This is a genomic window from Paenarthrobacter aurescens (assembly GCF_025421775.1).
Classification (GTDB): domain Bacteria; phylum Actinomycetota; class Actinomycetes; order Actinomycetales; family Micrococcaceae; genus Arthrobacter; species Arthrobacter aurescens_B.
Genome location: NZ_JAOEFX010000003.1, coordinates 93,579 through 117,374 on the forward strand (window position 1 = coordinate 93,579; position 23,796 = coordinate 117,374).

16 protein-coding genes are annotated in these 23,796 nt (G+C 63.5%); 10 read left to right on the forward strand and 6 right to left on the reverse strand.

The annotated features are described in order from the left end of the window. Positions 1-45: 45 nt before the first annotated feature. From N7568_RS06655 to N7568_RS06665, 3 genes are read right to left on the reverse strand one after another with little or no spacing between them, the layout of a single operon-like run. On the reverse strand, positions 46-1,176 hold the full coding sequence (locus N7568_RS06655; RefSeq protein WP_261609107.1) for a M24 family metallopeptidase: 1,131 nt from the start codon (positions 1,174-1,176) through the stop codon (positions 46-48). Next, positions 1,173-3,221, reverse strand: coding sequence for a DUF6807 family protein (locus N7568_RS06660; protein ID WP_261609108.1), 2,049 nt, complete (start codon positions 3,219-3,221; stop codon positions 1,173-1,175). Before N7568_RS06660 ends, N7568_RS06655 begins: the two co-directional genes overlap by 4 nt. Next, on the reverse strand, positions 3,218-4,432 hold the full coding sequence (locus tag N7568_RS06665) for an acetylesterase (protein WP_261609109.1): 1,215 nt from the start codon (positions 4,430-4,432) through the stop codon (positions 3,218-3,220). Before N7568_RS06665 ends, N7568_RS06660 begins: the two co-directional genes overlap by 4 nt. 374 nt (positions 4,433-4,806) lie before the next feature. Here N7568_RS06665 and N7568_RS06670 point away from each other — a divergent pair, with 374 nt between their 5' ends. The 3 genes from N7568_RS06670 (at position 4,807) to N7568_RS06680 (ending at position 8,252) form a co-directional block, all read left to right on the forward strand. Continuing rightward, entirely contained in the window at positions 4,807-5,751 is a 945-nt protein-coding gene (locus N7568_RS06670; RefSeq protein ID WP_261609110.1) for a carbohydrate ABC transporter permease, read from the forward strand. After that, a complete protein-coding gene (locus tag N7568_RS06675) occupies positions 5,744-6,673 on the forward strand; it encodes a carbohydrate ABC transporter permease (RefSeq protein ID WP_261609111.1) in 930 nt (309 codons plus the stop codon). The genes N7568_RS06670 and N7568_RS06675 overlap by 8 nt, the downstream gene beginning before the upstream one ends. 202 nt (positions 6,674-6,875) lie before the next feature. Next, on the forward strand, positions 6,876-8,252 hold the full coding sequence (locus N7568_RS06680; RefSeq protein ID WP_261609112.1) for an ABC transporter substrate-binding protein: 1,377 nt from the start codon (positions 6,876-6,878) through the stop codon (positions 8,250-8,252). 98 nt (positions 8,253-8,350) lie between these two features. Here the strand turns inward: N7568_RS06680 and N7568_RS06685 are convergent, their stop codons facing one another. Continuing rightward, positions 8,351-10,369 carry a beta-galactosidase gene (locus tag N7568_RS06685; RefSeq protein WP_261609113.1) on the reverse strand — a complete coding sequence of 673 codons (2,019 nt, stop codon included), beginning with the start codon at positions 10,367-10,369 and terminating at the stop codon, positions 8,351-8,353. Between the two features lie 207 nt (positions 10,370-10,576). Between N7568_RS06685 and N7568_RS06690 the strand changes: the two genes are divergently transcribed. From N7568_RS06690 to N7568_RS06715, 6 genes are all read left to right on the forward strand, one after another. After that, the gene (locus N7568_RS06690) at positions 10,577-11,863 is read left to right on the forward strand and encodes an ABC transporter substrate-binding protein (protein ID WP_261609114.1); all 1,287 of its coding nucleotides are present in this window, start codon (positions 10,577-10,579) and stop codon (positions 11,861-11,863) included. A gap of 49 nt (positions 11,864-11,912) precedes the next feature. Further along, positions 11,913-12,863 carry a carbohydrate ABC transporter permease gene (locus tag N7568_RS06695; RefSeq protein WP_261609115.1) on the forward strand — a complete coding sequence of 317 codons (951 nt, stop codon included), beginning with the start codon at positions 11,913-11,915 and terminating at the stop codon, positions 12,861-12,863. Next, positions 12,860-13,786, forward strand: a complete 927-nt coding sequence (locus tag N7568_RS06700; RefSeq protein WP_261609116.1) for a carbohydrate ABC transporter permease — start codon at positions 12,860-12,862, stop codon at positions 13,784-13,786. The genes N7568_RS06695 and N7568_RS06700 overlap by 4 nt, the downstream gene beginning before the upstream one ends. Positions 13,787-13,811: 25 nt before the next feature. Further along, complete coding sequence (locus N7568_RS06705; protein ID WP_439898965.1) at positions 13,812-14,462, forward strand: Poxvirus protein I5; 651 nt, start codon at positions 13,812-13,814, stop codon at positions 14,460-14,462. 105 nt (positions 14,463-14,567) lie between these two features. Beyond that, positions 14,568-15,851 (forward strand): MFS transporter, encoded by a 1,284-nt coding sequence (locus N7568_RS06710; RefSeq protein WP_261609117.1) that lies wholly within the window; start codon positions 14,568-14,570, stop codon positions 15,849-15,851. A gap of 121 nt (positions 15,852-15,972) precedes the next feature. Continuing rightward, the gene (locus tag N7568_RS06715) at positions 15,973-17,265 is read left to right on the forward strand and encodes an ABC transporter substrate-binding protein (protein WP_261609118.1); all 1,293 of its coding nucleotides are present in this window, start codon (positions 15,973-15,975) and stop codon (positions 17,263-17,265) included. Positions 17,266-17,314: 49 nt separating this feature from the next. Here the strand turns inward: N7568_RS06715 and N7568_RS06720 are convergent, their stop codons facing one another. Further along, positions 17,315-20,494, reverse strand: a complete 3,180-nt coding sequence (locus N7568_RS06720) for a glycoside hydrolase family 78 protein (RefSeq protein WP_261609119.1) — start codon at positions 20,492-20,494, stop codon at positions 17,315-17,317. Next, complete coding sequence (locus tag N7568_RS06725; protein ID WP_261609120.1) at positions 20,491-22,566, reverse strand: DUF6807 family protein; 2,076 nt, start codon at positions 22,564-22,566, stop codon at positions 20,491-20,493. The genes N7568_RS06720 and N7568_RS06725 overlap by 4 nt, the downstream gene beginning before the upstream one ends. A gap of 337 nt (positions 22,567-22,903) precedes the next feature. Between N7568_RS06725 and N7568_RS06730 the strand changes: the two genes are divergently transcribed. Further along, positions 22,904-23,593 carry a YesL family protein gene (locus N7568_RS06730; RefSeq protein ID WP_261609121.1) on the forward strand — a complete coding sequence of 230 codons (690 nt, stop codon included), beginning with the start codon at positions 22,904-22,906 and terminating at the stop codon, positions 23,591-23,593. The last annotated feature ends 203 nt before the right edge of the window (positions 23,594-23,796 follow it).

Genomic DNA, 23,796 nt, shown 5'->3' on the forward strand with positions numbered 1-23,796 from the left:
CCCGCTCCTTTCGCGTTTGGGTACAGGAGTGTTTGGGTACAGGAGTTAGGGGCGCAGCGTCAGCGGACGACGGCGGCCGTCAACGTCGGTGGTCGGCCAACGGTCGTCGACGGTCAGGATGCGCAGGCCGGAATCCGTCAGCAGGACAGTGTCCTCGATCTTCACGCCGGGCCCGGACGGGTTCCAGGTGAAGGGCTGGTTGAGCACCACTGTGTCCGTGACGTCCGCGGTGACCCGGGGGTCGCGGCCTGCGTAGCCGGCCGGCCCGCCCTGGTGGTGGCGCGTCCACTGATCGTCGCCGAAGCCGTGCCGCCTGTATGCCCGCTGGATCTCGGCGAAGATCTCGTTGAGCTTCGCACCGGGAACCGTGGCCCGGAAAATGTCGGCTTCAACAGCGGCGATGCGGGCCTCGGCGTCGAGCTCCTGGGGAGTCCCGGCGTCGAACGCTACCCAACGGGTGACGTTGGCAACCAGCCCGTTGCGCCGGGCGCACACCACGGCCATGGCCCGGCGGCCGATACGGGCGTGGGTGGCCAGCGGATGGCGGAAGTCGCTCCTCCCCGCACCGTTGCAGAGGAGTACGAGCGGCTCGGCTCCCACCGCCACAATGCGGGCGGCCAGATCCGAAACCAGCTGGAACTCGGTGGTTTCCGGGGTCGCAGCGGTGAGGACGTCCGTCATGGCGGCTGCGGCATCGGCGGACAGCCCGGCGTAGCGGGCAGTTTCGGCGGGCAGGAGCTGCTGCCGGGCTGCGCGAAGTTCGGCGGTGACGGCTGCTTCCACCAGCGGGTTGCCATCGATGGCCAAGGCCGCCGCTGCCGCGTGCAGCTGACCATGCCACGGAACAGTGTCCAGGCTGACTCCGTCCGGCAATTCCTCGGCGGCGATCCGTTCGGCTTCGTTGTTGAACGTCACCAGATGGTCACCGGAGCGGTCCACCAGAAGTGCGGCGATGGGATCTCCCGCCAGGCTGATGTGGACGCGGCTGCCGTCCAGGTACCAGGTGAGCGCCGTGTTGGAAGTGAGCAGGAGCGAGTCGCGTCCTGCAGCGTCCAGGATGTCCAGCACCCGGCGACGTTTCACGCCGCGGTCAGCAGCGTTGCCCGCTGGCGTACGAACCCGGCCGGGCCCTGATGCCGGACTGGATGTTGGCGTGGATTGAGTAGGCGTGGTCATGCCGATTCCCCCAAAGTAGTGATGAGTTGTTCAATGTCTTGTGTTGCCAGGAAGCCGTCCGTGATGAGCACGGTGACCGACCTGTGGACAGGGCGGCCCGGTTCGGTGGCGACGGGGGCGTCCCACGCCAACGACAAGCCGACGCCGGGATAGCCCGCGTGCCGCACGAACCATGGGTCAGGGGCTTGAGGTGAGGCGAGAAAAACGAGTGTTGCGGGGTGGCCCAGCCCGGGGTCGCCGGTGACGTGCGCGGCGCCAGCTGTTCCGGCGTCGAACGTTCCCGACCACGCCAGCCACGGCGCCACGCTGCCGTGCACCGCGTCCTCGCCGCGCGAATCCGGGGTCCAGATGGTGGCGTCACCAACCCTGGGCAGCCGCCAGAAGAAGCCGCCGTAACCACCCTGCGGCCGCCCATTGGAACCGGGGCTGCCCAGCAGTACCGGACGCCCGGTGGCGGACTCCAGTGTGAAGTCCAGCGTCAGTTTCCACGCTGAATTCCCGACGGCGGCCCAGCGCCACTGACGCTGTTCGCGGAGGACGGGTGTTCCGTCGGGCCCGAGCCAGCTCAGCTGTTCGCGTCGATGCCCATCACTGTGCTCCGCGGATTCGGTGACGATACGGCCGTGGTCCTTGCGCCAGACGTACGCCCCGGCATTCCGGGTGTAGGTCCGGCCGCCCCAGAAGTTGATGCCATCCACATCCTGGAGGGCCACACCTGCGCCCAGGTGCCAGACGTGGTCTTCCGGGATGTGATCGGTGACCACCGTGCCGGCAATTGTTCGCACGGGGTGCAGGTACGGGCGCGGAGAGGAGCTGGGCCGGATGTGGGTTCCGTCCTGGAGAGTAGCGACGGATATGCCATTGATGTCCAGGGACATCCCGGCGGAGGCAGTCCATGGCGCTCCGAGCTCAGCGAACGTGGCTTGGCCGAGGGCTGCCCGGCGGATCAACGCCTCGATGCCATGCACCACGGGGTGGGCGTCGTCGCCGTCGCCCTCCCAGGTGATGAAGTCCGGGTGGATGGGCTGGGGCGAGTCAGCCGTGCGGATGGCCTCCAGCACGGACATGTAAGCCCCCGCGCCACTGAGGGGGCTGAGGAGATCTTTCTCCGTGCGGGCCGCCAACAGGTTTTCCAACAGATCGGTCCGCCCGAACGTCTCGTGCCGGGTTCCTTCCGGCGTGGTGATCGCCACGCGGTCTTCCGTGTAGAACAGTGTGAGTTGACCGAGCGTCCCGTACACCGTGACCGATGGTGCGGCCTGCACAGGTGCGCACAGCGTCAAAGCGCAGGTCAGCACCGTGCCACGTGCGGTCCGGACCCTCACCACGGAGGTGTCGTCACTCTCCGTATCGTTGGCCCGGTAGAGATCGGTGTCCACTGATTCGACGTCCGCTACTGTTCTGGCGCCGGCCAGCCGCAGCCCTGTAGCTACGGCATGGGCCAATGCGTTGGTGGCTACTCCGTCCACCACATCCGTTCCGTTCAGGCTGCGTTTACCGGCCCACCGGGACCGCTTGAAGTACGCCTTGTTTCGCAGCCACAGTCCCGTTGCGCTGATGCCACGGATGTCGCCGATTTCCCCAGCAACCACGAGGCCTTCGATCGCAGGCAGGGCATCTGAACCCAGGCTCTGGAAGCCCACCTGCACCAGGCGGTCCGCGCTCGCGGCAGCTGCCAGGACTTCCTCGTAGTGCGCCATGGACGCCACCGGTGGCTTTTCCAGATACACGTTGGCGCCGGCTTTGAGGGCCGCAAGGGCAAGAGGTGCGTGGGTCTGGATGGGGGTGGAAACGATGACGACGTCCGGAGCGGTTCCTGCCGCGAGGAGCTCATCAAGGGAAGCGAAGACGTCAACAGCGGGACCCAGTGTGCCTTGTGCAGGAGGTTGCGGGTCTGCGACGGCCGCCAGCTCGAGGACGCCGGCAGCGGCCAGGCGGCCAAGGTTGTCCAAGTGCCGTTCGCCGAAGCCGTGCACGCCCACCAGCGCGATGCGGGGGAGCCGGGCGTGGACTTCCGCAGCTGAGGTGGTCAAAGGCTGGGTCATGAGTCCGTCCTAGCGGGATCAGGTGCGGTGGAAATGGCGGGGTGTGTGGGCTGCAGGGCTGCGGTGAGGAAGGCCGCGGCCTCGTCCTGCATGGCCGGAGTGAAAACGTGGGGTTCCTGCCAGAAGCTGCCCGTGTAGCGGGCCGGAAGCTGCTCCAGGAGATGGTTGTGGGCATCGCGCATTCCCTGTTCGGGGAACAGTTGGTCAGCCATGGCGTACTGGACCAGGACGCCGGCGTTGGAACGGGTGGCAAGATCAGGCCAGTCCCCGAGTTTGGCGAGGCCGGGGGAGTGCAACAACCAGGAGTGCGCGTCCAGGTATGCCGGCAGTAGCGAGGCGAACGTGGTCATCATGCATGTCACTACGTAGCTGCGGATCAGGGGGCTCATGGCAGCGAGCATCAGGGCCCGGCCACCTCCGCCGGAGAATCCCAGGCAGCCGAGGCGATCCGCGTCCACTCCCGGCAACGACGCCAGGACGCCCAGTGCCGCGAGGTCGTCGTGCGCAACGGTTCCGGCAACACTGGTGCCGAGCAGCGTTGCCGCTTTCGCTACGGTTTCCTCGTGCGCAGCTGCGGCTGCGTTGTATTGTTCCGCCGCGGAAGGCTCGACGCCTGCCTCCCGCCAGAGCGCCTGCTGGCCGTTGACGGCGTTGGCGGTCCGCCAAGGCAGGGGGTCGAGCCTGAAGCGGCGGCTGCCCCACATGAACGTGTCATGCGCGAGGACAGCGAAGCCCTGTTGCGCCATCCATGTGGCGAGGGCACGTCCGCCGTAGAGCTTTCCACTCAACCCGAGCGGCAGGCTGCCGAAGCCGCCCGCGTTGGATGAACCGCCGTCGTGCTGGTCCATGCCCGAAGGAATCGCAACGAGCCGCTCAGCACCGTAGGCCTTGATACCGCCGTGACAGTGCAGGGCGAGTACCCCGGGCAGGGGGCCGGTGGTGCCGGCAGGCCGCACGAACCATGCGGACGTCCGGGGACCGAAGCCCAACTGCCAGGACAAACGTGAGGTGATGACGCCGTCGTGTTCTGTTTCTGAATGGACTGTGTATGCAAGATCCGTTGTTACGGCCGGAATTCCGAGTGTGTCGGCCAGTTGCTGTGCCGCCGCGGAATCGGCGGTGTGGTGGCGCGCTGCGTAGCCGGGCCAGTCCTCATATCCTCCCAGCGCGCTGGGGCGGGGAAGTGATTGCGCCACGTCAACCGCGGTCATGGCAGGTGGAGTCGGTGGGAAACATAGTGTGTTGCCTTATCGATGCGTGAGGGTGTGCGGTGGCGCACGCCGGGCTGCTTCAGCGTGGGGAAATCGATGTGGGCGGCTTCGCAAGAAAACGCTTTCTCAAAAATTAGCAAAAGGCTGTACATGGGTCAAGAAAACGTTTACTTTGGTACGGAGCCGCTGAAAGCCTGGACCCGAATCCTGGCCATTCGCGGGGAAACGCCAGAAGAATGGTGGCGCCCCCGCACGGCAAGCACCAACCAGACTCGAACTCCGTGGATGGCCACGATGACCAAAGGAGACCACATGGCCGCTGTTACACACACGGGGACGCCGCAAGGCGTTCGCGCTCCGGCGAGGGGGAAGCGATGAGCGCTATCGGCGAACTCTCCACGATCACCCGTCGCAAGGGCCCCATGACCAAGGAAGAGAAGAAGGCCAACGGCCGCGACAACAAAGCCGCCTACGTCTTCCTTCTTCCCTGGCTGCTGGGCCTGGCTGTCATCACCGTGGGCCCCATGCTGATGTCCTTGTACCTGTCCTTCACGGACTACAACCTCCTGCAGCCCCCGGAATGGGTGGGCCTGGACAACTTCGTCCGCATGTTCGGCGACGCCCGCCTCCACAACTCGCTGCGCGTCACCTTCACCTACGTCCTGGTGGGTGTTCCGCTCCAGTTGGCTGTAGCCCTGGTGATTGCCCTGGTGCTGGACAAGGGTCTGCGCGGCCTTCCGTTCTACCGCTCCATCTTCTACTTGCCCTCCCTGCTGGGCGGCTCTGTTGCTGTTGCCATCCTGTGGAAGCAGATCTTCGGCACCACCGGCCTGGTAAACCAGGTCCTGGCGATGGTGGGCATCGAAGGGCCGGGTTGGATCTCGGACCCCAACACCGCCCTTGGCTCCATCATCCTGCTGCATGTCTGGACCTTCGGAAGTCCCATGATCATCTTCCTGGCCGGCCTCCGCCAGATCCCGGTGATGTACTACGAGGCCGCCAAGGTGGATGGTGCGACCACGCTGCAGCAGTTCTGGCGGATCACGCTTCCGATGCTGAGCCCCATCATCTTCTTCAACCTGGTGCTGCAGATCATCGGCTCGTTCCAGTCCTTCACCCAGGCGTTCATCGTCTCCGGTGGCAATGGTGGACCATCCGACTCCACCATGTTCTTCACGCTGTACCTGTACCAAAAGGGCTTCGGCCAGTTCGATATGGGTTATGCCTCGGCGATGGCCTGGTTCCTGCTGGTCATCATCGGTGTCTTCACTGCCATCAACTTCATCGCTTCAAAGTATTGGGTGTTCTACGATGACTAAACTCCAGACCCTCCCGGCCGCCTCCTCCGAGACCCGCAAGACCGGCAAGAGCCCGCGACGACGTGAATCCCCGGGCAGTCTGGCCTTCAGCCGCAGCGCCCGCATCAAAGGCCTGATCAAGCACGCCATCCTGATCCTTGTTGGCGGCGTAATGATCTACCCGCTGCTGTGGATGGTGGTTTCGTCCCTGCGCCCCAATGACCTCATCTTCCGCGAACCCGGCCTCTGGCTGGAGAACCTGGAAATGAGCAACTACACCGATGGCTGGTCCGCGCTGACCCACCCGTTCGGGCACTACATGATCAACTCCGCGATTGTGGTCCTGGGCTCGATCGTGGGCAACCTGGTCTCCTGCTCCATGGCCGCCTATGCTTTCGCCCGCTTGCAGTTCAGCGGCAAGAAGCTGTTCTTCGGCATCATGCTCTTGACCATCATGCTCCCGTTCCACGTGGTGATCGTGCCCCAGTACATCCTGTTCTCGCAGATCGGCTGGGTGAACACCTTCTGGCCGCTCATCGTGCCCAAGCTCCTGGCCACGGACGCGTTCTTCGTGTTCCTCATGGTCCAGTTCATCCGCGGTATCCCGAAGGACCTTGACGAGGCTGCCCGCATCGACGGCGCCGGCCACCCCAGGATCTTCCTTCGCGTGATCCTTCCCCTGATGGTCCCTGCCTTGGCCACCACCACCATCTTCACGTTCATCTGGACCTGGAACGACTTCTTCGGCGCCCTCATCTACCTGACGGACCCGGACATGTTCACCGTCCCGGTAGCCCTGCGGGCTTTCGTTGACTCGCAGTCCGCCACCAGCTGGGGATCACTCTTCGCAATGTCCATCGTGTCCTTGCTCCCGGTCTTCCTGGTCTTCCTGTTCGGCCAGCGATTCCTCATCAAGGGCATCGCCACCACCGGCATCAAGTAGGCCGGCCCTTCCTGCCGAAAGGAGGTGGCTCCTGCCACCTCCTTTCGGTGAGCGCCGTCCAGCCGGTGGGTGCCGCCGTCGGAAATCCCAACAACTAATACAAGTCAGCATCTTGTAATACAAGAATGTGACTTGTAGCATAATTTCACGTCGGAAAACGCTTTCTCATTCGCATCAGGATCAATGAAGATCGGAGACATCAGTGCCCGTAAATCCACAGGGTGAAGCAGTCGCCCCCGTAGCAACATCAACAACAGGTGCCGCGCAGGTCAAGGCCAGGCGCACCAGGCGCAAGCTTCGCGCCTCCGCCCTCGTTGCGGCCACAGCTGCCGCCGTCCTGGCACTCACTGCCTGCGGTGGCGGCGGTTCCGAAGCCAAGAGCGCCGACGGCAAGGTGGAGCTCCGCTTCGCCTGGTGGGGTGGCGACAAGCGCGCACAGGTAACGCAAGCGGCCATCGCGGCGTTCGAAGCCGAGAACCCCAACATCAAGATCAAGCCCGAATATGGCGACTGGAGCGGCTACTGGGACAAGCTTGCCACCCAGGTTGCTGCCAACGATGCTCCGGACATTATCCAGATGGACGAAAAGTACATCACTGAGTACTCCACCCGCGGCGCGCTGCTTGACCTCTCGAAGTACGACATCGACACGTCCAAGCTGGACCAGGCCGCCTTGGATGCCGGCAAGGGCGAGAAGGGCCTGACCGGCATCGCTGCAGGCATCAACGCCGCCACCATCCTGGCCAACCCGGCCGTGTTCCAGGCCGCCGGGGTTGCCCTCCCTGACGACAAGACCTGGACATGGGAAGACTTCGAGCGGATCTCCGCCGAGGTTACCGCCAAGTCGCCCAAGGGAACCTACGGTGCTGCTGCCTACGGCACGGACGAAGCATCCCTGGGAGTGTGGCTCCGCCAGAACGGCAAGTCCCTCTACACCGATGACGGCAAGCTCGGCTTCGAGCCCTCGGACATCGCCGAGTGGTGGAGCTTCCTGAAGGAACTGAGCGAGAAGAAGGCAGTCCCGTCGGCATCGGAAGTTGTTGAAGCCGAGGCGGCACCGCTCGACCAGAGCGGCCTGGCAACCGGCAAGAACGGACTGGCCTTCTGGTGGTCCAACCAGCTTCCTGCCCTTGAAAAGGCAGCCGGAGGCGAACTGCAGATCCTGCGTTTCCCCTCCAAGACGGGCAAAGCAGCTGACGCGAAGCTCTGGTACAAGGCTTCCCAGTTCTGGTCTGCATCGTCGCGTACCAAGCACCCTGAAGAGACGGCCAAGTTCATCAACTTCCTGACCAACAACGTCAAGGCCGGCGAAGCACTCCTGGCAGACCGCGGCGTTTACCCGAACTCGGAGGTCCGCGAGGCCATCGCGCCCAAGCTTGCCAAGGCTGACGTCAAGGTGGTGGACTTCATCGACCAGATCAAGGGAGAACTTGGTGAAGCTCCAGCCGCACCCCCGAAAGGTGCAGGCGCCATCCAGGAAATCGTGAAGCGCTACACCTCGGAGGTCCTGTTCGACAGGCTCTCCACGGAGGAAGCCGGCAAGAAGGCCGTGGACGAAATGAAGTCCGCCATCAGCTAGCTGTTCCTCAGCAAACAACCGCGCCCCGGGTTGGTCCGAAAGGATCCGCCCGGGGCGCGGTTTTTGCGTTCGCCGGCCTACGTGTGCCGGCGCCTGGGTCAGTCTTCCGCGATGACGGCCACGGCTCCGGCGGGTACAACGCCAGTGAAGCGCAATCCGCTGAGCAGCTCGGCGCCGTCGGCCTTCACTGTTGCGTCGTCCCGGCTGTGGTTGACGGCGAATAGGAAGGTCCGCCCGTCGTCGGCGCGCCGACGCGTGAGTTCGACGCCGGCAGAAGCTTCGGTTGCGGCCGTCACCCCTGCTTCCTCCACGAGCCGGGCGGTGAGTGCTTCAATGCCATCGGCGTCGGGAAGTGTGGCCAAGTACCAGGCCGAACCCGTTCCGACGGTGCGCCTCGTGAGTGCCGGCACATCGCCGAGTGGGTCTTCGGTGAAAGTTGCCAGAACCTCGGTGGACTCGCTCGCGTGCACATGCTCGCTCCACACATAACCCACTGTTCCGTCGCTCAAGGTGACCGACGTACCAGGAAAGAGCGGGTGGAATTCCTCACTGTTGATTCCCAGCAGCCCGCGGAAAGCGCCCGGGTAGCCGCCGAGCCGGACGTGGTCCCGCTCGTCAACGATGCCGCTGAAGTAGCTGATGAGGACCGTTGCGCCACCCTCTGCGGCAGCCGCGATCGAGGCAGCCGCAGCGTCGGTCACGGCGTAGAGGGTGCAGACCAGAATGAGGTCGTATCCGGAAAGGCCGGCTGATGGATGGACGAAGTCTGCCGTGATTCCTCGAAGGTACAGGGCGCGGTGGAAGGCGCGCATGGTGTCGAGGTATTTCAGCGAATTGTGCGGGTGCGAGTCCAGTTCCGAAGCCCACCAGGCCTCGTAGTCAAAGACGATCGCAACGCGCGATTCCACCCGGGAGCCCTTGACGGGTTCCAGCCTGGACAACGCCCCGCCGAGGTCCACGACGTTCCGCCACACCTGCGTGTTGCGGCCGCCGTGCGGAACCATGGCCGAGTGGAACTTCTCCGAGCCGGCCTTGCTTTGCCGCCACTGGAAGAACATCACGGCGTCAGCGCCGCGGGCCACATGCGTGAGCGAGTTGCGGAGCATTTCGCCCGGCATCTTGGGCTGGTTATGCGGCTGCCAGTTGACGGCAGATGTGGAGTGTTCCATCAGGATCCACGGCTTCCCGCCCGCAACGCCGCGGGTGAGATCGGCACTGAAAGCCAGCTCGATTTCGCGCTCCGGGTCCGCCGCCACCAGATAGTGATCGTTGGCCACCACGTCCATGTCCTTGGACCAGTCAAAGTAGTCCAAGGCCTTGGTGGCGCTGGAGACCATGAAGTTGGTGGTTGCCGGGACGTCCGGCGTGACCTCGCGGATGACAGCAAGCAGCTCGCGGTAATAGTCGATGAACGCCCAGGAATTGAACCGTGCGAAGTCCAGTTGCTGACCCGGGTTGAGTGTGGTGGGAGCGGCGCCCGGCGGAATGATTTCGTCGAAGGAAGCGTAGTGCTGCGACCAGAATGCCGTTCCCCACGCCTCATTGAGGGCGTCGATTGAGCCGTAGCGGCGTTGCAGCCAGGCCCGGAACGCGGCGGCGTCCTCTTTGCCGTGGAACTCGCCAACGTGGCAGCCGAGTTCGTTGTCCACATGCCAGAGAGCCAAGGCCGGGTGGTTCTTGTAGCGTTCGGCGATGACGCGCGTCATGGCGGTTGCGTATCGGCGGTAAACAGCTGACGACGGCGTGTAGTGGCGTCGCGATCCACGCTCAAGCGTGATTCCTTCCGCGGTGATGGGCAGGATGTCGGGGTGCTTGCGGGCCAGCCAGGCCGGGGGAGAAGCGGTGGCCGTTGCAAGTGCCACTTTGATTCCGGCGCCATGGAGGTTGTCCATGACATCGTCCAACCAGCCGAAATCGTAGTTTCCTTCCGTGGGTTCCAAGAGGCCCCAGGAGAAAATGCCGACGCTGAGGAAGTTGACCCCGGCTTCCTTCATGAGCTCGATGTCTTCACGGCGGACATCTTCCGGCCACTGCTCCGGGTTGTAGTCACCGCCGTAAGCGATGCCGTCGAGACGGTTCCAGACCGATGGGCGGTGGGATGTTTCGGGGGAGGTCAAGGGGACTCCTTCGTCAGGTTGGCCGTGCTGTTGCTGGTGGTGCTGGAAGGCATGACTGCAGCGTATCCGGGAAAACGCGTTCTCTGGAAAACGCTTGCCCAGATTCTTAATTAGGGATATTGTATCGATTCAGAACGAGTGTAAGCGAGATCACTGCCACGTTGTAGAGAACTCGGAAGCTTGCACCAACTGAGCAAGGAGGCTCTCATGATCGATAGAAGGAAATTCCTCACCACGGTGGCTCTCGGCACTGCATCTGCCGCGTTCCTCTCCGCGTGCGGCCAGTCCTCGTCCAGCGGGCAGACCGGTTCCGCAGATAACCCCGTCACCATTACCTACACCTGGTGGGGCAATGACGACCGGGCCGAACGTACCCGCAAGGCCATTGCCCTGTTTGAGTCCAAGAACCCGGACGTCAAGGTCAATGGCAACTTCTCCGACTTCGCGGGCTACTGGCAGAAGCGGGCCACCGAAGCTGCCGGCGGCGGCTTGCCGGACGTCATGCAGTGGGATTTGTCCTACCTGCGTGATTACGGCCAGCGGAACCAGCTCCTGGATCTGGGCACGGTGAAGATCAACACGGACGCTTTCGAGAAGTCCCTCCTTCCCTCGGGCCAGATCAGGGGCAAGACCTACGGCATCCCCACCAGCACCAATGCTTTTGCTGTCTATTACGACCCCGCCAAACTCGCTTCCCTGGGTATTGCAGAGCCGGACGGCCAGTGGACCTACAAAGAGTTCAACACCTTCCTGGCCGAGGTTGGAGCCAAGGGCAACGGCACGTTGTTCGGTGGCACCGACTACACGGGCATTTGGTGGAACTTCAATATCTGGCTGCGGCAGAACAACATCCAGGCCTTCACCGATGAAGGCAAGCTTGGCTTCTCCAAAGACGATCTGAAGAAATGGTGGAACCTTACCGCGGACTTACGCGGCACCGAAGCGATTGTGGGCGAAGACAAGGCCACCCAATTGCTGCCCAAGTCCCCGTTCGGCTCCAACGTGACCGCTACTGAAGTTACGTGGGACAACTTCATGGCCGGTTACCTTGCAGACTCCGGCGCGAAGGAGCTCAAACTCGTTCCGGTTCCGTCGGATGACCCGGACAACCTTGGCCTGTTCCTCAAGCCGTCCATGCTGATGGTGGCCAGTGCCAAGACCAAATACAAGGATGCGGCTGCCCGCTTCATCGATTTCATGGTCAACGATCCTGAGGTCGGCCAGATCTTCAAGACCTCCCGCGGTGTCCCGGCGTCGAAGACCCAGCGCGACGGCACCACCTTCGAAGGCACGGACAAGCTCGTGGTCGACTACGAGAAGTCCATCGAGAAGTACCTCAAGGACGCCCCGGAACCGCCCATTGTTGGTTTCGGCACGCTGGAGTCCACGTTCAAGCGGGTCACCCAGGACCTGAACTACGGCAAGTTGACCGTGGACGGCGCTGTTGATGCGTGGTTCAAGGAAGCCGAAGACCTTATCAAGCAGAACGCCTGAGCAGACCTTCTGTGTCTGATCCGCGCTTCACAACTGACGGACTGATCCTGTGACTCAAAGCCCAACCCTGAGCAGGCGTGCCGCTTCCGCTCCCACGCCGCCGCGTAAATCGCGGCGGCGTGGGGCGGACACCCGCGCCGGCTACACGTTCCTGTTGCCCTGGCTGCTGGGATTCATCGCCCTGACCGTGGGCCCGATGATTTCCTCGCTGTACCTCTCCTTCACCAACTACAACCTTTTCGATGCCCCCAAATGGATTGGCTTCGATAACTACACCACCCTCTTCCAGGATGAACGGTTCCTGCAGTCGGTAGGGGTGACCATGCAGTATGTGGTCTTCGGTACTCCGCTCAAGCTCGCGGCGGCGTTGGCGATCGCGATGCTGCTCAACAGCAAACGCAAGGGTCAGGGCTTCTACCGGTCCGCGTTCTACGCCCCGTCCCTGATCGGCGCGTCGGTGTCCATCGCCATTGTGTGGAAGGCCATGTTCGGCGATTCCGGCCCCGTGGATCAGGGCCTGTCCTTCTTCGGGATCAACCTCGGCGGCTGGGTGGGCAACCCCAACATGACCATGGGCATGATGATCCTCCTGACCGTCTGGCAGTTCGGCGCTCCGATGGTCATCTTCCTGGCCGGCCTCAAGCAAATCCCGGCGGACCTTTACGAGGCTGCCTCGATGGACGGCGCCGGCCCCGTGCGGAAGTTCATGAATATCACGTGGCCGATGCTTTCCCCGGTGATCTTCTTCAACCTTCTGATGGAAACCATCCACGCGTTCCAGATCTTCGCCTCGGCCTACATCATCTCCAACGGTGAAGGCGGCCCGGCCGGGTCCACCCTCTTCTACACCCTCTACCTGTACTTGCGCGGTTTCTCCGACTTCCGGATGGGCTACGCCTCGGCGATGGCCTGGCTCCTGGTGATCGTGGTCGGCATCATCACGCTGATCTTCTTCAAGACCTCCAAGTCCTGGGTCCACTACAGCGGTGATGCAAAGTGACAACCATGGCAACCCCCACCCAGCCCCAACCAACAAAGCCCGCCGCCCCGGCGCCGGTCTACAACCCGAAGTCCGAATCCCTCACGGCCAAACGGATCAAGAGCACCATCTTCCACATCGTGGCCCTGGCCCTGGTGGCGATGGTCCTCTACCCGGCCCTGTGGATGATCACCTCATCCTTCAAGCCGAACTCCGAGATCGGCGGCGCGAACAACGCGTTGTGGTCAAACAACTTCAGCTTCGACAACTTCGCAACCGCCATGGAAGGGATCGGCGGCGTCTCCACGCTGACGTTCTTCACCAACTCGTTGATCCTGGCCGTCGGCGCCGTGGTGGGCACTGTCCTCTCAGCGTCCATCTCGGCCTACGCGTTCGCCCGGATCAACTTCCCCGGCCGCGGACTGTTCTTCGGCATGATGATCGCCACGCTCCTGCTGCCCTTCCACGTGGTGATCATCCCGCAGTACATCGTGTTCCAACAGCTCGGCCTCGTGGATACCTACGTGCCCTTGCTGATCGGCAAGTTCCTTGCCGCAGACGCGTTCTTCGTGTTCCTCATGGTCCAGTTCATGCGGGGCCTCCCTGCTGAGCTGGACGAAGCAGCACGCATCGACGGCGCCGGACACATCCGGATCTTCGGGTCCATCATGCTCCCGCTGATGAAACCGGCCCTGATCTCCACCTCGATCTTCTCCTTCATCTGGAGCTGGAACGACTTCCTGGGCCCGCTGCTCTACCTCAACACCCCTGAGAAATACCCGCTCCCGCTGGCGCTGCGGCTCTTTGTGGACCAAACCCAGTCCTCGGACTACGGAGCCATGATCGCCATGTCCGTCCTGGCACTCCTCCCGGTCCTGGTCTTCTTCCTCGTCTTCCAGCGCTACATCGTCGAAGGCGTTTCGACACAAGGCCTCAAGGGCTGACGGACACGGAAGAGAATACTGAAGAATGAGCACTATGAATGCCACTGGCACGTCATCGGGGAAGCCCGGGATCCCGGTCAACCGCTTTGCCCTTTTCGCCGAGACCATCCTGGCGGGGGTCATCGTGCTCCTCTTGTCCGTCCCCTTGGTGACGGCGCCGGCTGCCTATGCGGCCGGCGTCGCGCACCTGGAAAGGCACCTCAGCGGCAGGGACGATTCCCTCCGCAGCTTGTGGGGAAATTTCCGTCGCGCGCTGCCCGGCAGTTGGAAGATGGGAATCACGACGGCGGCAGCCGCCGTCGTGATTGTCCTGAACCTGTTGCTCGCACTGGTGGGGCAGCTGCCGGGCCGGGCAGCAATCCTTCCCGCCACCCTGATTCTCGCCGCGGCTGGGGCGGTGCTCTTCCTGCGGATCGCCGCCAACTGGAGCGGCGGGGTGAACTGGGAGGGCGACGCCAGCCAGCAGCCCGCGGATGCTCCAGGACCCCAGAGGTGGGCTGCCGCCTACGCCAGCGCCAAGGCTGATTCGCTGCGCGACTGGAGTGGTTCGCTGCTCCTGCTCGCGGCTGTATTCATGACCGTTGTCTTCGTCTGGATGTTGCAGGCGTTGTTCGTCATCGTCCCGGGGACGCTGATCCTGGCCGCCGCGGCCATCAAAATCCGCTCCCATCGCTGAGTTTTTGTACAGCTAATGCCCTTTAGGAGCCTCCTTAAGGGCATTAGCTGTACAAAAACTCCATAAGAATCCGCCCCCAACCCGCTGAATCGAGCAGACCGCCCCGTGTCGCCGCGCCCGTTCCCACTGCGCCCCAAATCCACCGCACCACGTGTGCGCTCCGTCGAAACCTGGCACTATCCGCTGCGGCACCACAACTACCGGGTCTTCGTCACCTTGTCGCTGGTGGGGAGCGGAGGGGTGTGGATGCAGCGGTTGGCCCAGGACTGGTTGGTTCTCCAGTTGACAGGAAGCCCGGCCGCAGTGGGCCTTGCCGTCGCGCTCCAATTCCTGCCGATGTTGGTGGTGGGTCCCATCAGCGGTGTACTGGTGGATCTTTTCCCCAAACGCCGCATCCTCCTGGTCTGCCAGTCCGTCGCCGCGTTGCTGGCCGCCGGCCTGGCTGTCTGGAATGCGATGGGTGGCAGCGATGTCTGGGTGGTTTACGCTTCCTGCATCGCGTTGGGGATCACCAGTGCCATTGATGGACCGGCACGCCAGGTTTTCGTTAACGAAGTGGTGGGCGACGCCGGTTTGCCCGCAGCAATTGGCCTGAACAGCGCCATTGGCCAACTGGGTGCAATGGCCGGACCTGCCCTGGCCGGCGTGGTGATTGCCCAAGCGGGTCCGGCAGCGGCGTTCGCTGCCAATGCCTTGATTGGTGTGGCGGTCCTTGTGATGATCGCGTCCATCAGGCCCGGCGAGCTCCACCATTCTCCGGCGACACCCGGGCCAACAGCCCGCAAGGGCCAGGTACTCGCCGGATTCCGTTTCGTTCGCGCACGTCCACCCCTGCTGTTGACCATGCTCCTGGCGGGCTTGCTGGGTGCCTTCGGAATGAACGGCCCCGTAGTCCTCGCCGCTTTTGCGGACGGTGTGTGGCATAGCGGTCCTGCCGGGTTCGGTCTCTTCAATACGGTCAGCGCGTTGGGCGCCCTGGCTGGTGCGCTGGTGGCTACACGGATCAAGCGGTTTGGCCGTAAGGGGATCGTTGCCAGTGCTGGACTGTTCGGGCTGACGCAGTTGCTCGCTGCCCTGATGCCCACGCAGGAGTGGTTCGTGGTGATGCTTATTGTTGTTGGCTTCATGACGCTGGTGTTCCTCACCAGTGCAGCCACCGCAGTGCAGCTTGAAGCGGGTGCAAGCGTACGCGGCCGGGTCCTGGCCCTCTACTTTCCGCTGCTTTTGGGTGGTCACGCTTTGGGTGGGCTGCTTGCCGGCTGGCTGACGGAGGACTTCGGCGTACGAACCGGGCTGGTGGTCACAGGAGGGTTGGGCATGGTGTCTGCAGTGGTGATTGGGCTCCTGCTGTGGAGGTATTCAGCCCGGCGCACCCGCACAGCAAGCTGAGCGCTTTTGTTAAAAGTGATAGCTCAAACAAACAAAAACTCCCTTGACGAGTGATGTAGCGCACACTTAGGCTGAGAAAGCGTTTTCTCCCCGTAGCGCACGACTCAGATAAGGACGTTTGATGTCTCCTCGAGCACGCAGAAAATTAACCGCGAAAGTAGCAGCGGCTGCGGCCGCCGTCGCCATCGCGTTGACCGGTTGTGGCGGCGGCTCCCAGCAAGCCGCCTCCGATGGAACCGTCACCCTTCGCTTCAGCTGGTGGGGTTCGGATGTCCGCCACAAGATGACACAGAAGCTGATCGAGGCATTCGAAGCCGAAAATCCCAACATCAAGGTCAAGGGTGAGTACGGCGACTGGTCCGGCTATTGGGACAAGCTGGCCACCCAGGTAGCTTCACAGGATGCACCGGACATCATCCAGATGGATGCCGCCTATCTGGGCGAATACGCGGAACGTGGTGCACTGCTGGAACTGAAGGACGTAGACCTCGCCAAGTTCGATCAAGCCGTGGCTGATGCCGGCAAGGTTGAAGGCAAGCAGTACGCCGTCACGGCCGGGGTGAACGCCCAGGTTGTTTTGGCCAACCCATCGCTGCTCGCAGCCAGCGGCGTCACTTTGCCCGATGACAAGACCTGGACGTGGGACGAATACAACGCAACGGCTGCCTCCATCACGGAGGGCAGCAAGGACGGGGTTTACGGTTCGGGTGCCGTCAGCGGTGACGCCCCCATGAACCTCTGGTTCCGCCAGCATGGCAAGTCCCTCTTCACCTCCGACGGCAAGTTCGGCTTCGACGAGGGTGACTTGACGGACTGGTACGAATACCAAGCAGAACTCCGCGATTCCAAGGCAGTGCCGCCCGCTTCGGTGATGACGGAGGACGCCACGGCCTCCGTGGACCAGCAAGGTCTGGCAACCAACAGGTTTGGACTCGCCTGGTACTGGTCCAATCAGCTCAGTGCCCTCACCAAAGCCTCGGGCCAGCCGTTGGAGATCCACCGCCCACCGAGCACGGACGGCAATGCCGCCAGCGCCAAGCAGTTCTACAAGTCCTCCCAATTCTGGTCCGCGAGTTCCCGGACCAAGCACCCTGCCGAGGTGCAGAAGTTCATCGACTTCCTCGCCAACAATGTGGCGGCCGGCGAAATTGCCTTGGCAGACCGGGGTATTCCGGGCAACTCGGAGGTCCGTGCCGCTGTCCTTCCCAAGCTGACGCCGGAGGACGCCGCCACTGCCAAGTTCATCGATGAAATCTCCTCCGAACTGGGAGACGCAGTGCCCGTGCCGCCGGCGGGTTCCAGCTCCGCCGTCGAGGCCTTTGGCCGTTACGGCCTGGAAGTGCACTTCAACCGGATGTCACCCGCAGAAGCTGCCAAGAAGGCCATGGACGAAGCCAAGAGCGCGCTGGGTTAGTTACCCGCGAGCTGACACTTGATGCCAATCCCGGGTACAAACATTGGTATTAAGTGTCAGCTCGCGGCGGGAAATGCCACGATCCTGGCCCGACCTGGTGCCTGCCCGTTGGGAGGACCAGCTGGGCTGTGACCCCTGCAGGAATCGTGCATCCGAGCTCCATCCCGTCAGGCGTCCGGCGCCAGGATACGGCAACCACTCCGCGCTGGGTGGGCACGCTGCCTTGGGCATGTTCCAGCCGGCACGCCGGGGGTTCAATCACGACGGCGGACCCACCCGGCGCGGTCACCCGGACACCGAGGAGGTGCTCCATGATCTCCCGGACCACGGAGGCGGACCACGCGTGGGACTGGCTGTAGTCCGTGCCCTCATCAAGCTCCCAGGCTTCCCACGTGAAGGACGCCCCGGCCTCAAGCTGGCGAGCCCACCCGGGTTGGCCCGAATCCGTGAGCAGGGCAAGGACGTCGTCCACCCGTTTCTGGGAGAGCAGCGCCCGGAACAGCCGATGCACCGTCATGGGACCTTGGCGCATCCCCATCCCGGCGATTCGCTCGGCGTCCTTCGCCGCGTCCTCTGAGGGAGTAATGCCCAATGACAGCGGGAAAGACGTCGCATGCTGGGACGCATTCAGGCTGGGCCTTCCATCGGCGTAGAGACCGTCCACCATGACACCGTCCACACGCAGCCGGGAGTTGATCCGCTCCGCAAGCGAAGCCGCCGCCTGGCCGTACCTGGTTGCGTCCCGCTGAAGGCCTGCAACCCCGCAAAGCCGGCTGACGGCGTCGAGCACCGACCATCCCTGGGCGTTCACCGTGGTGCGCGCCGCGCAGTCCATGTCGTAGCCGAAGCGGCCGGGAGCCGGCCAGTCCACGATGCCGTGGAGATATGGACCCGCGCCGCCGCCCAGGTCAGTGACCAATCCGGCAGTGGGGCCGTCGCCGGGGATGTGTCGGAGCACGTACTCGGCCGTGTCCTGGAGGTGGGGGAGAAGCTCGTCCACCAACGGGCCATCACCGCTGAGCCGGTAGTAATCCTCAACCCACTCGGGCATCATGAGCGAGAAATCCGGAATGTCGCGCTTGCCGTCGCCATTGGGATAGACGGCGTTGTATCGCCCGCGCTCGTGAGGAGAATCCCAGTATCGTCGGGCCGATCCTGCGAACTCGCGCAACGCCTTGGCGGTGAATTGACGCTCGCAGAACAACGCCATGGTGGCATAAGAGATGTTCACGGCATCGCCCAGGAACTGGCCCTTCTCGCGGGTTGGTGTGTCCACGAACTGCTCCTGGACGCCCAGCAGGGCCGAGTCCCGCAGAAGCGTGAAGACCCGGTTCAACGTGTGGTCGGAGCTGTGGAAGCTGCCTTCCTCCGGGTGCTCGGCATGGATCACCGTTGCGCCGACAGCGCCGAGGTCTGCGAGCTCCACGCCAGGCATTTCGAGGTAGCGGAAGCCCAGGTGCACTGCCGCCTCGTAGCGTTGCGGACCGTCTACCTGGGTGTAGGGGAAGGACATGTCCGTGTTCTGGCTGGGTGTCTTTCCACTATCAACGCGGCCGTCCGCCCGGAGGTTGTACCCCGCCCGGAGCATCACCGTCCGCCCATGCTCGCCACGGAGGAACTCCACCACCGGCCGGCCGGGAATCACTGCGCCGAAGTCCGCCACCGGAGTTCCGTCATCCGCAGTGAAAATTTCGACAGCGGACGCGTAGTTACGTGCCACGCCCGCATCGTTGGGCCGCAGGAAGGGGAAGTCGGGGACGGGGTGGGTTCCGAGTGAGAGTGCGGGGCTCCACTGGTGTGGTTCCGGCCAGGCCGTCGCATCGAAATGCTCGATGGGGTCGCCCTCGTCATTGCGGTATCCACTCTGGCGGTAGGGTCCTTCGGCCACCATCCACCCTGGTCCGGATCCGAACACGTCCCGGGTTCCGTCGTCGTACTCCACCGTCAGCTGGGCCAGCAGGCCCGGGCGGCCGGCGGCGCGGCCTTGTCCGGGCCCGTACCAATGGGCGACGGCGGTGAGGCTGGCGGTGTTGCTCGACTGCAGTGCGTCTGTGACGTCGGCGGCGTTGTAGAAGTGCTCGCCCGGGTAGCCAAAGTTGCTGGTTTCCAGGCACGGGCTTCCGTTGACGGTGAAGCTCGCGTGGTGGCTTGCCGCAGCATGGAGCCGGGCACGGACCACGGTGCCCGTGAGTTTGAAGGTGGCTTTTACGAGGGTCCACTCGTCGGGCTGGCGGAAGGGAGTGGTGGTGGTCCAGCCGCTGAGCGCATCCGGGACGGTGAAGTCACTGGTGAGGAGGGCACTGCCACCACTCCGGACGCCGACTGACGAGTACTCCGCCTGGCTGCGGGGTCCTTGATGGAACGCGATGCCCGTCGCGGTGTTGCCGGAGACCACGGGGACCACGGGGACCACGGGGACCACGGCGTCCAGGGCGATGACGTCGTCGATGCTGACCGTGATGTGCTCGCCGTCGTCCGTGATGACCAGGTCCTGCCAGCCGTCCTCGGGAACGGCTCCGGCTCGCGAAGGGGCTGTTGCTTCAAAAGCCGGAGTCTCGGCGAGTGGTTCAGTTGGCGGCGCCGACATGGCGCCGATTGCCCAGCAGGGGGCAGGACGCAGGAGGACGGACCGGTTCGGCTTGATCTCCACGAGCAGGCCAGTCCCGGGCCCGTCACTGCGCAGGAGAATCCCGGCGGTACCAAGGCGGAGGCGGAAACGGGCCGTGATGACGGTGCTGCCGCTGGATGAGGCCGGCCACGGAAGGTACGGCGAACCGCTCACCCGCAGGAAGCCATCCACCAGTTCCATCGGCGCACGTCCACCCTGTTTCCGGTGAATCCACTCAGCGTTCCAGCCGCCCGCTTCCGGCAAGCCTGTGCTGAAGTATGCAGGTGGGCTGGGTTCGCCGGTGTTTCCGTCGGCATCAGTCAGCTGCACAGTCCACTGGTAGTCACTGTCCTGCTTCAGCGCAGGGCCTGTGTAGGGAAGGTGGTGCTGCTGCTCCGTGACAACAGTGCCCGAGTCCCACACCTCAGTACCAGCCCGGGCAAACACCCTGATGCGATAGGCGCCCTGGAACGATTGACCGGCGCCCGCTGATGGGTCTGCATCCAGCAGCCAGCCGAAGTGTGGTGCCGCCGATGCAATCAAGCATTCCGTGATGCCGTCGACGGTGAGGTTCTTAGCGGCGAGGTTCTTAGCGGTGAGGGGCGCCGCCGCAGCACTCATCGACCAGCCACCAGCCGCTCGATCTCCTGCATACCCAGCGTTCCGTCACTGATCCACACAGTGTTGCTGCGGGTGAGGGTTGTATCCGCAGCCAGCTCCACCGCCGTGTCCCAGGCCAGTGCAGAACCAACAGCGGGGTACCCCTGGCACCGCACGAACCATGGGTCGGGAGACTCGGACGGTGAGCCGAACACCAGGGTGGCCGGGCCGCCGTCGAACTCTCCCGTCCAAGCCAGCCACGGCGAAACGGAGCCATGTACGGACGGTTCGCCCTCGGCTGTGGAGGAGAAGACTCGCGGCGAGGCGTTGACAGGCAGTCGCCAGAAGAATCCGCCGTAGCCGCTGCCGGCGGCACCATGCGACCCCGGACTCCCCAGCGTGGCGTCCACGACGGCGGTGAGCCGGGTCTGGATGTCCAGGCGCCACGTGTGCTGGTCAATGAGCGCACGGCGATAGGTACGTCGCTCTTGCAGGACGAGGCTGCCATCAGACGCGAGCCAGCGGAGATCCAGGACAGTACAGTCCTGATCGTGGGTGATTTCAGCGATCTCAATCCTGCCGTGATCCGTCAGGTCCATGTACTTTCCAGCGGTGCGTCGATAACTGCGGCCGCCCCAGAAGTTGCTCCCGTTGACGTCCTGCACCGCGAATCCGGCGCCGAGGTGCCAAACGTGGTCGGCCGCCAGATGGTCTGTCACCACAATCCCGTCCCGCGTGGACACCGGATGCAGGTACGGACGCGGTGCGAGCTCCGTTTCGAGGCCGTCTCCGCTGCGGATGACCGTTGTTGGAGCGTTGGCTTCCGCATCTTCAGGGGAAAAGAGAGCTTCGGCGCCTGCCGTGGCTGGCCGTGCCCAGGGGAGGCCGAGTTCCGAGAAGGAGGCGTGGGCGAGCGTGGCACGTTCCAGGATGTCCTCGATGTTGGGGATCACTGCGTGCGCTTGATCGCCCGCGCCCACCCAGTCCACGTATTTGGCAGGGATGAGGGCAGGTGCCGCAGCCGTGCGTATGGCCTCGAGGACGCGCATGAACGCACCGCTGTGATCGAGCGGGCTCAGCAGCGGCGTGCCCCCGGACAAGTGCTGGAGCAGGTTCTCGGTGAGGTCGTCCCGTCCGAAAACATGGGTGATTTCACCGGCTTCCACGCGAACTGTGACTTTGTCCTCCGTGTAATGGAACACCGCAGTCCCTTCCGTGCCATGAAGGGTGACGTACGGTTCCACCGGCTCAGTGGCGCAGAGCGTGAGGGCGCACGTGATGGGCAGCCCGTTGACGGTACGCATCCGGATCACCGAGGTGTCGTCCGCTTCGATGTCGTTCGCCCGGTAAAGGTCCGTGTCCACGAAGGCAAGGTCTTCTGCTTTGCGGGCTCCCGCGATGCGCAGTGCAGTAGCTATGGCGTGTGCCAGCGGGTTGGTTGCAACGCCGTCAACTACGTCCACGCCGTCGAGGCTGCGCTTGCCCGCCCACCGCGAACGCTGGTAGTAGGCGCGGTCGCGGACCCATCGGCCCGTGGCAGAGATGCCTTTGAGCCTGCCGATGCCGGGAAGCTCCCCTGTAGCCGCACCGCCGGCCAGCTTCTCCAGTGCCGGGAGTGCAAGGGAACCGAGGCTTTGGAAACCAATCTGGACGCTGCGCCCGGCTGCTTCCGCTGCTTCCTGGAGCCGAAGGAAGTCGGCCATGGAGGCAACAGGAGGCTTCTCCAAGTAGAGATCGGCCTTGGAAGCAAGCACGGAAAGGGCCAGAGGGGCGTGGGTCTGGATGGGAGTTGCCACGATGATGACGTCCGGGCGGTGGTCGCCGGCCAACAAGGCATCCAGGTTTGCGTGGACAGCCGTAGTTTCGGGCAAGGCTCCAGGGGCCGGCGGATGAGGGTCCGCCACGGCGACGAGTTCTACCACGCCCTGTGCGCTGAGGCGCTCGAGGTTGCGGAGGTGGTGCGTTCCGAACCCATGGACTCCGACCAGGGCGATCCTGGCAGGTGCGGTCCTGGATGCCGATGAGTCCCTGTTTGCAGGCGCCATGTGGCGGGGGGATGGGTTGGTAATGGACTCGATGGAAGGGGTGTCCATGGATCTCCTCTGTTGGCGCTGCAACGAAGGCGGGTGACGCCGTCGTCAGGTATTCACTAAAGTCTTCCGGCGGGTTCAGGCTATACCCAGCAAGCGCTTTCCCAGTTCCGGCTTCGCCCAGTGTAGCGCGGGTCCGGCCCGAATGTAACGATTCAAGAAACGCCTTGACTCCACCCTCATCCAACGTCTAAGTTTTCGGGAAAGCGTTTCCTTAGTGACATGGCCCACTCGGGCTGACCCCGGCCGGCTGGCAATGGTGGTTGTTCTGAGGCTTCAAAACAATCACTGGTCCGAGCTGTTTGGGCCTGTTCTGCAACGATGGAGAAAGGGGAGTGCCATGGCGTCTGGCGGATTCGGCTTCCGGGCATACACGCTCTTCGACACGCTGGTGTGGATTGCTTGTCTGAATGTGCTCTGGATGGTCTTCACGGTTCTCGGCGGCGTTGTCCTGGGCGTTGGGCCCAGCACGGCTGCGGCCCATGTCCTGGTACGGGAGAAGGTGCGCGGAAGTGCGACGCCCCTGATACGGCGTTTCGCGAAGGAGTACCTCAGGAATTTTGCCAAGGGCAATGCGTTGGGGCTGCCGTTGCTGGCAGTGGGAGTGGCGCTGACGCTCAACTGGGGCTACTTCTCCGCGGGCTGGGACTTTGGATCCCAAATCGCCTCCGCAGGTGTGCTTTTGGCCGCACTGTTCGCCTCGGGAGTGGCCTGCTACCTCTTTCCGATGTTTGCCCGCTACGAGCTCTCCCTGCCGCAGTACTTCCTGATGTCCTCACGCTTTGCGATGCGGCATCTGGCGGGAACTGTGATCCTCCTGTTCGTCACGGCGGCGGCCCTGTTTGTGTGCCGGTCGGTTCCGGGGCTGATTCCGTTTTTTGGCGTCGGGGCCTGGCTTTATGTCACAGGCTGGCTGTGTGACCGCTTCTTCACCGCGAATGATGAGGCAATGGCCGGTGTGGAGGTCGTCGTCAGTGAGCCTGACGCCAATGTTCCCGCCGCGACAACCAAGGAGGTCAGCCTTGCCTGAACTCAACCGTGCCCGCCCGTCATCGAATGGGCGGTCCGTTCTCCATCGCTCCCTTGATGTTCAGGGGCACTCAGAGCTTGTCCCCAAAGCCTCTGGCGCGGGCAGTAATGAAACGTATCAAGACGCAAGTGGCCAGCACATGTGGAGCCTTAAAAGGTTCCCGGAGTGCCGTCAAACCAAGAGTCGAAAGACACCAACCCCGA

Bases quoted from the DNA above. Each gene is read 5' to 3' on its own strand.
- N7568_RS06655 (WP_261609107.1), bottom strand. From the start codon at position 1,176: ATGACCACGCCTACTCAATCCACGCCAACATCCAGTCCGGCATCAGGG.
- N7568_RS06660 (WP_261609108.1), bottom strand. From the start codon at position 3,221: ATGACCCAGCCTTTGACCACCTCAGCTGCGGAAGTCCACGCCCGGCTC.
- N7568_RS06665 (WP_261609109.1), bottom strand. From the start codon at position 4,432: ATGACCGCGGTTGACGTGGCGCAATCACTTCCCCGCCCCAGCGCGCTG.
- N7568_RS06670 (WP_261609110.1), top strand. From the start codon at position 4,807: ATGAGCGCTATCGGCGAACTCTCCACGATCACCCGTCGCAAGGGCCCC.
- N7568_RS06675 (WP_261609111.1), top strand. From the start codon at position 5,744: ATGACTAAACTCCAGACCCTCCCGGCCGCCTCCTCCGAGACCCGCAAG.
- N7568_RS06690 (WP_261609114.1), top strand. From the start codon at position 10,577: ATGATCGATAGAAGGAAATTCCTCACCACGGTGGCTCTCGGCACTGCA.
- N7568_RS06705 (WP_439898965.1), top strand. From the start codon at position 13,812: ATGAGCACTATGAATGCCACTGGCACGTCATCGGGGAAGCCCGGGATC.
- N7568_RS06715 (WP_261609118.1), top strand. From the start codon at position 15,973: ATGTCTCCTCGAGCACGCAGAAAATTAACCGCGAAAGTAGCAGCGGCT.
- N7568_RS06720 (WP_261609119.1), bottom strand. From the start codon at position 20,494: ATGAGTGCTGCGGCGGCGCCCCTCACCGCTAAGAACCTCGCCGCTAAG.
- N7568_RS06725 (WP_261609120.1), bottom strand. From the start codon at position 22,566: ATGGACACCCCTTCCATCGAGTCCATTACCAACCCATCCCCCCGCCAC.
- N7568_RS06730 (WP_261609121.1), top strand. From the start codon at position 22,904: ATGGCGTCTGGCGGATTCGGCTTCCGGGCATACACGCTCTTCGACACG.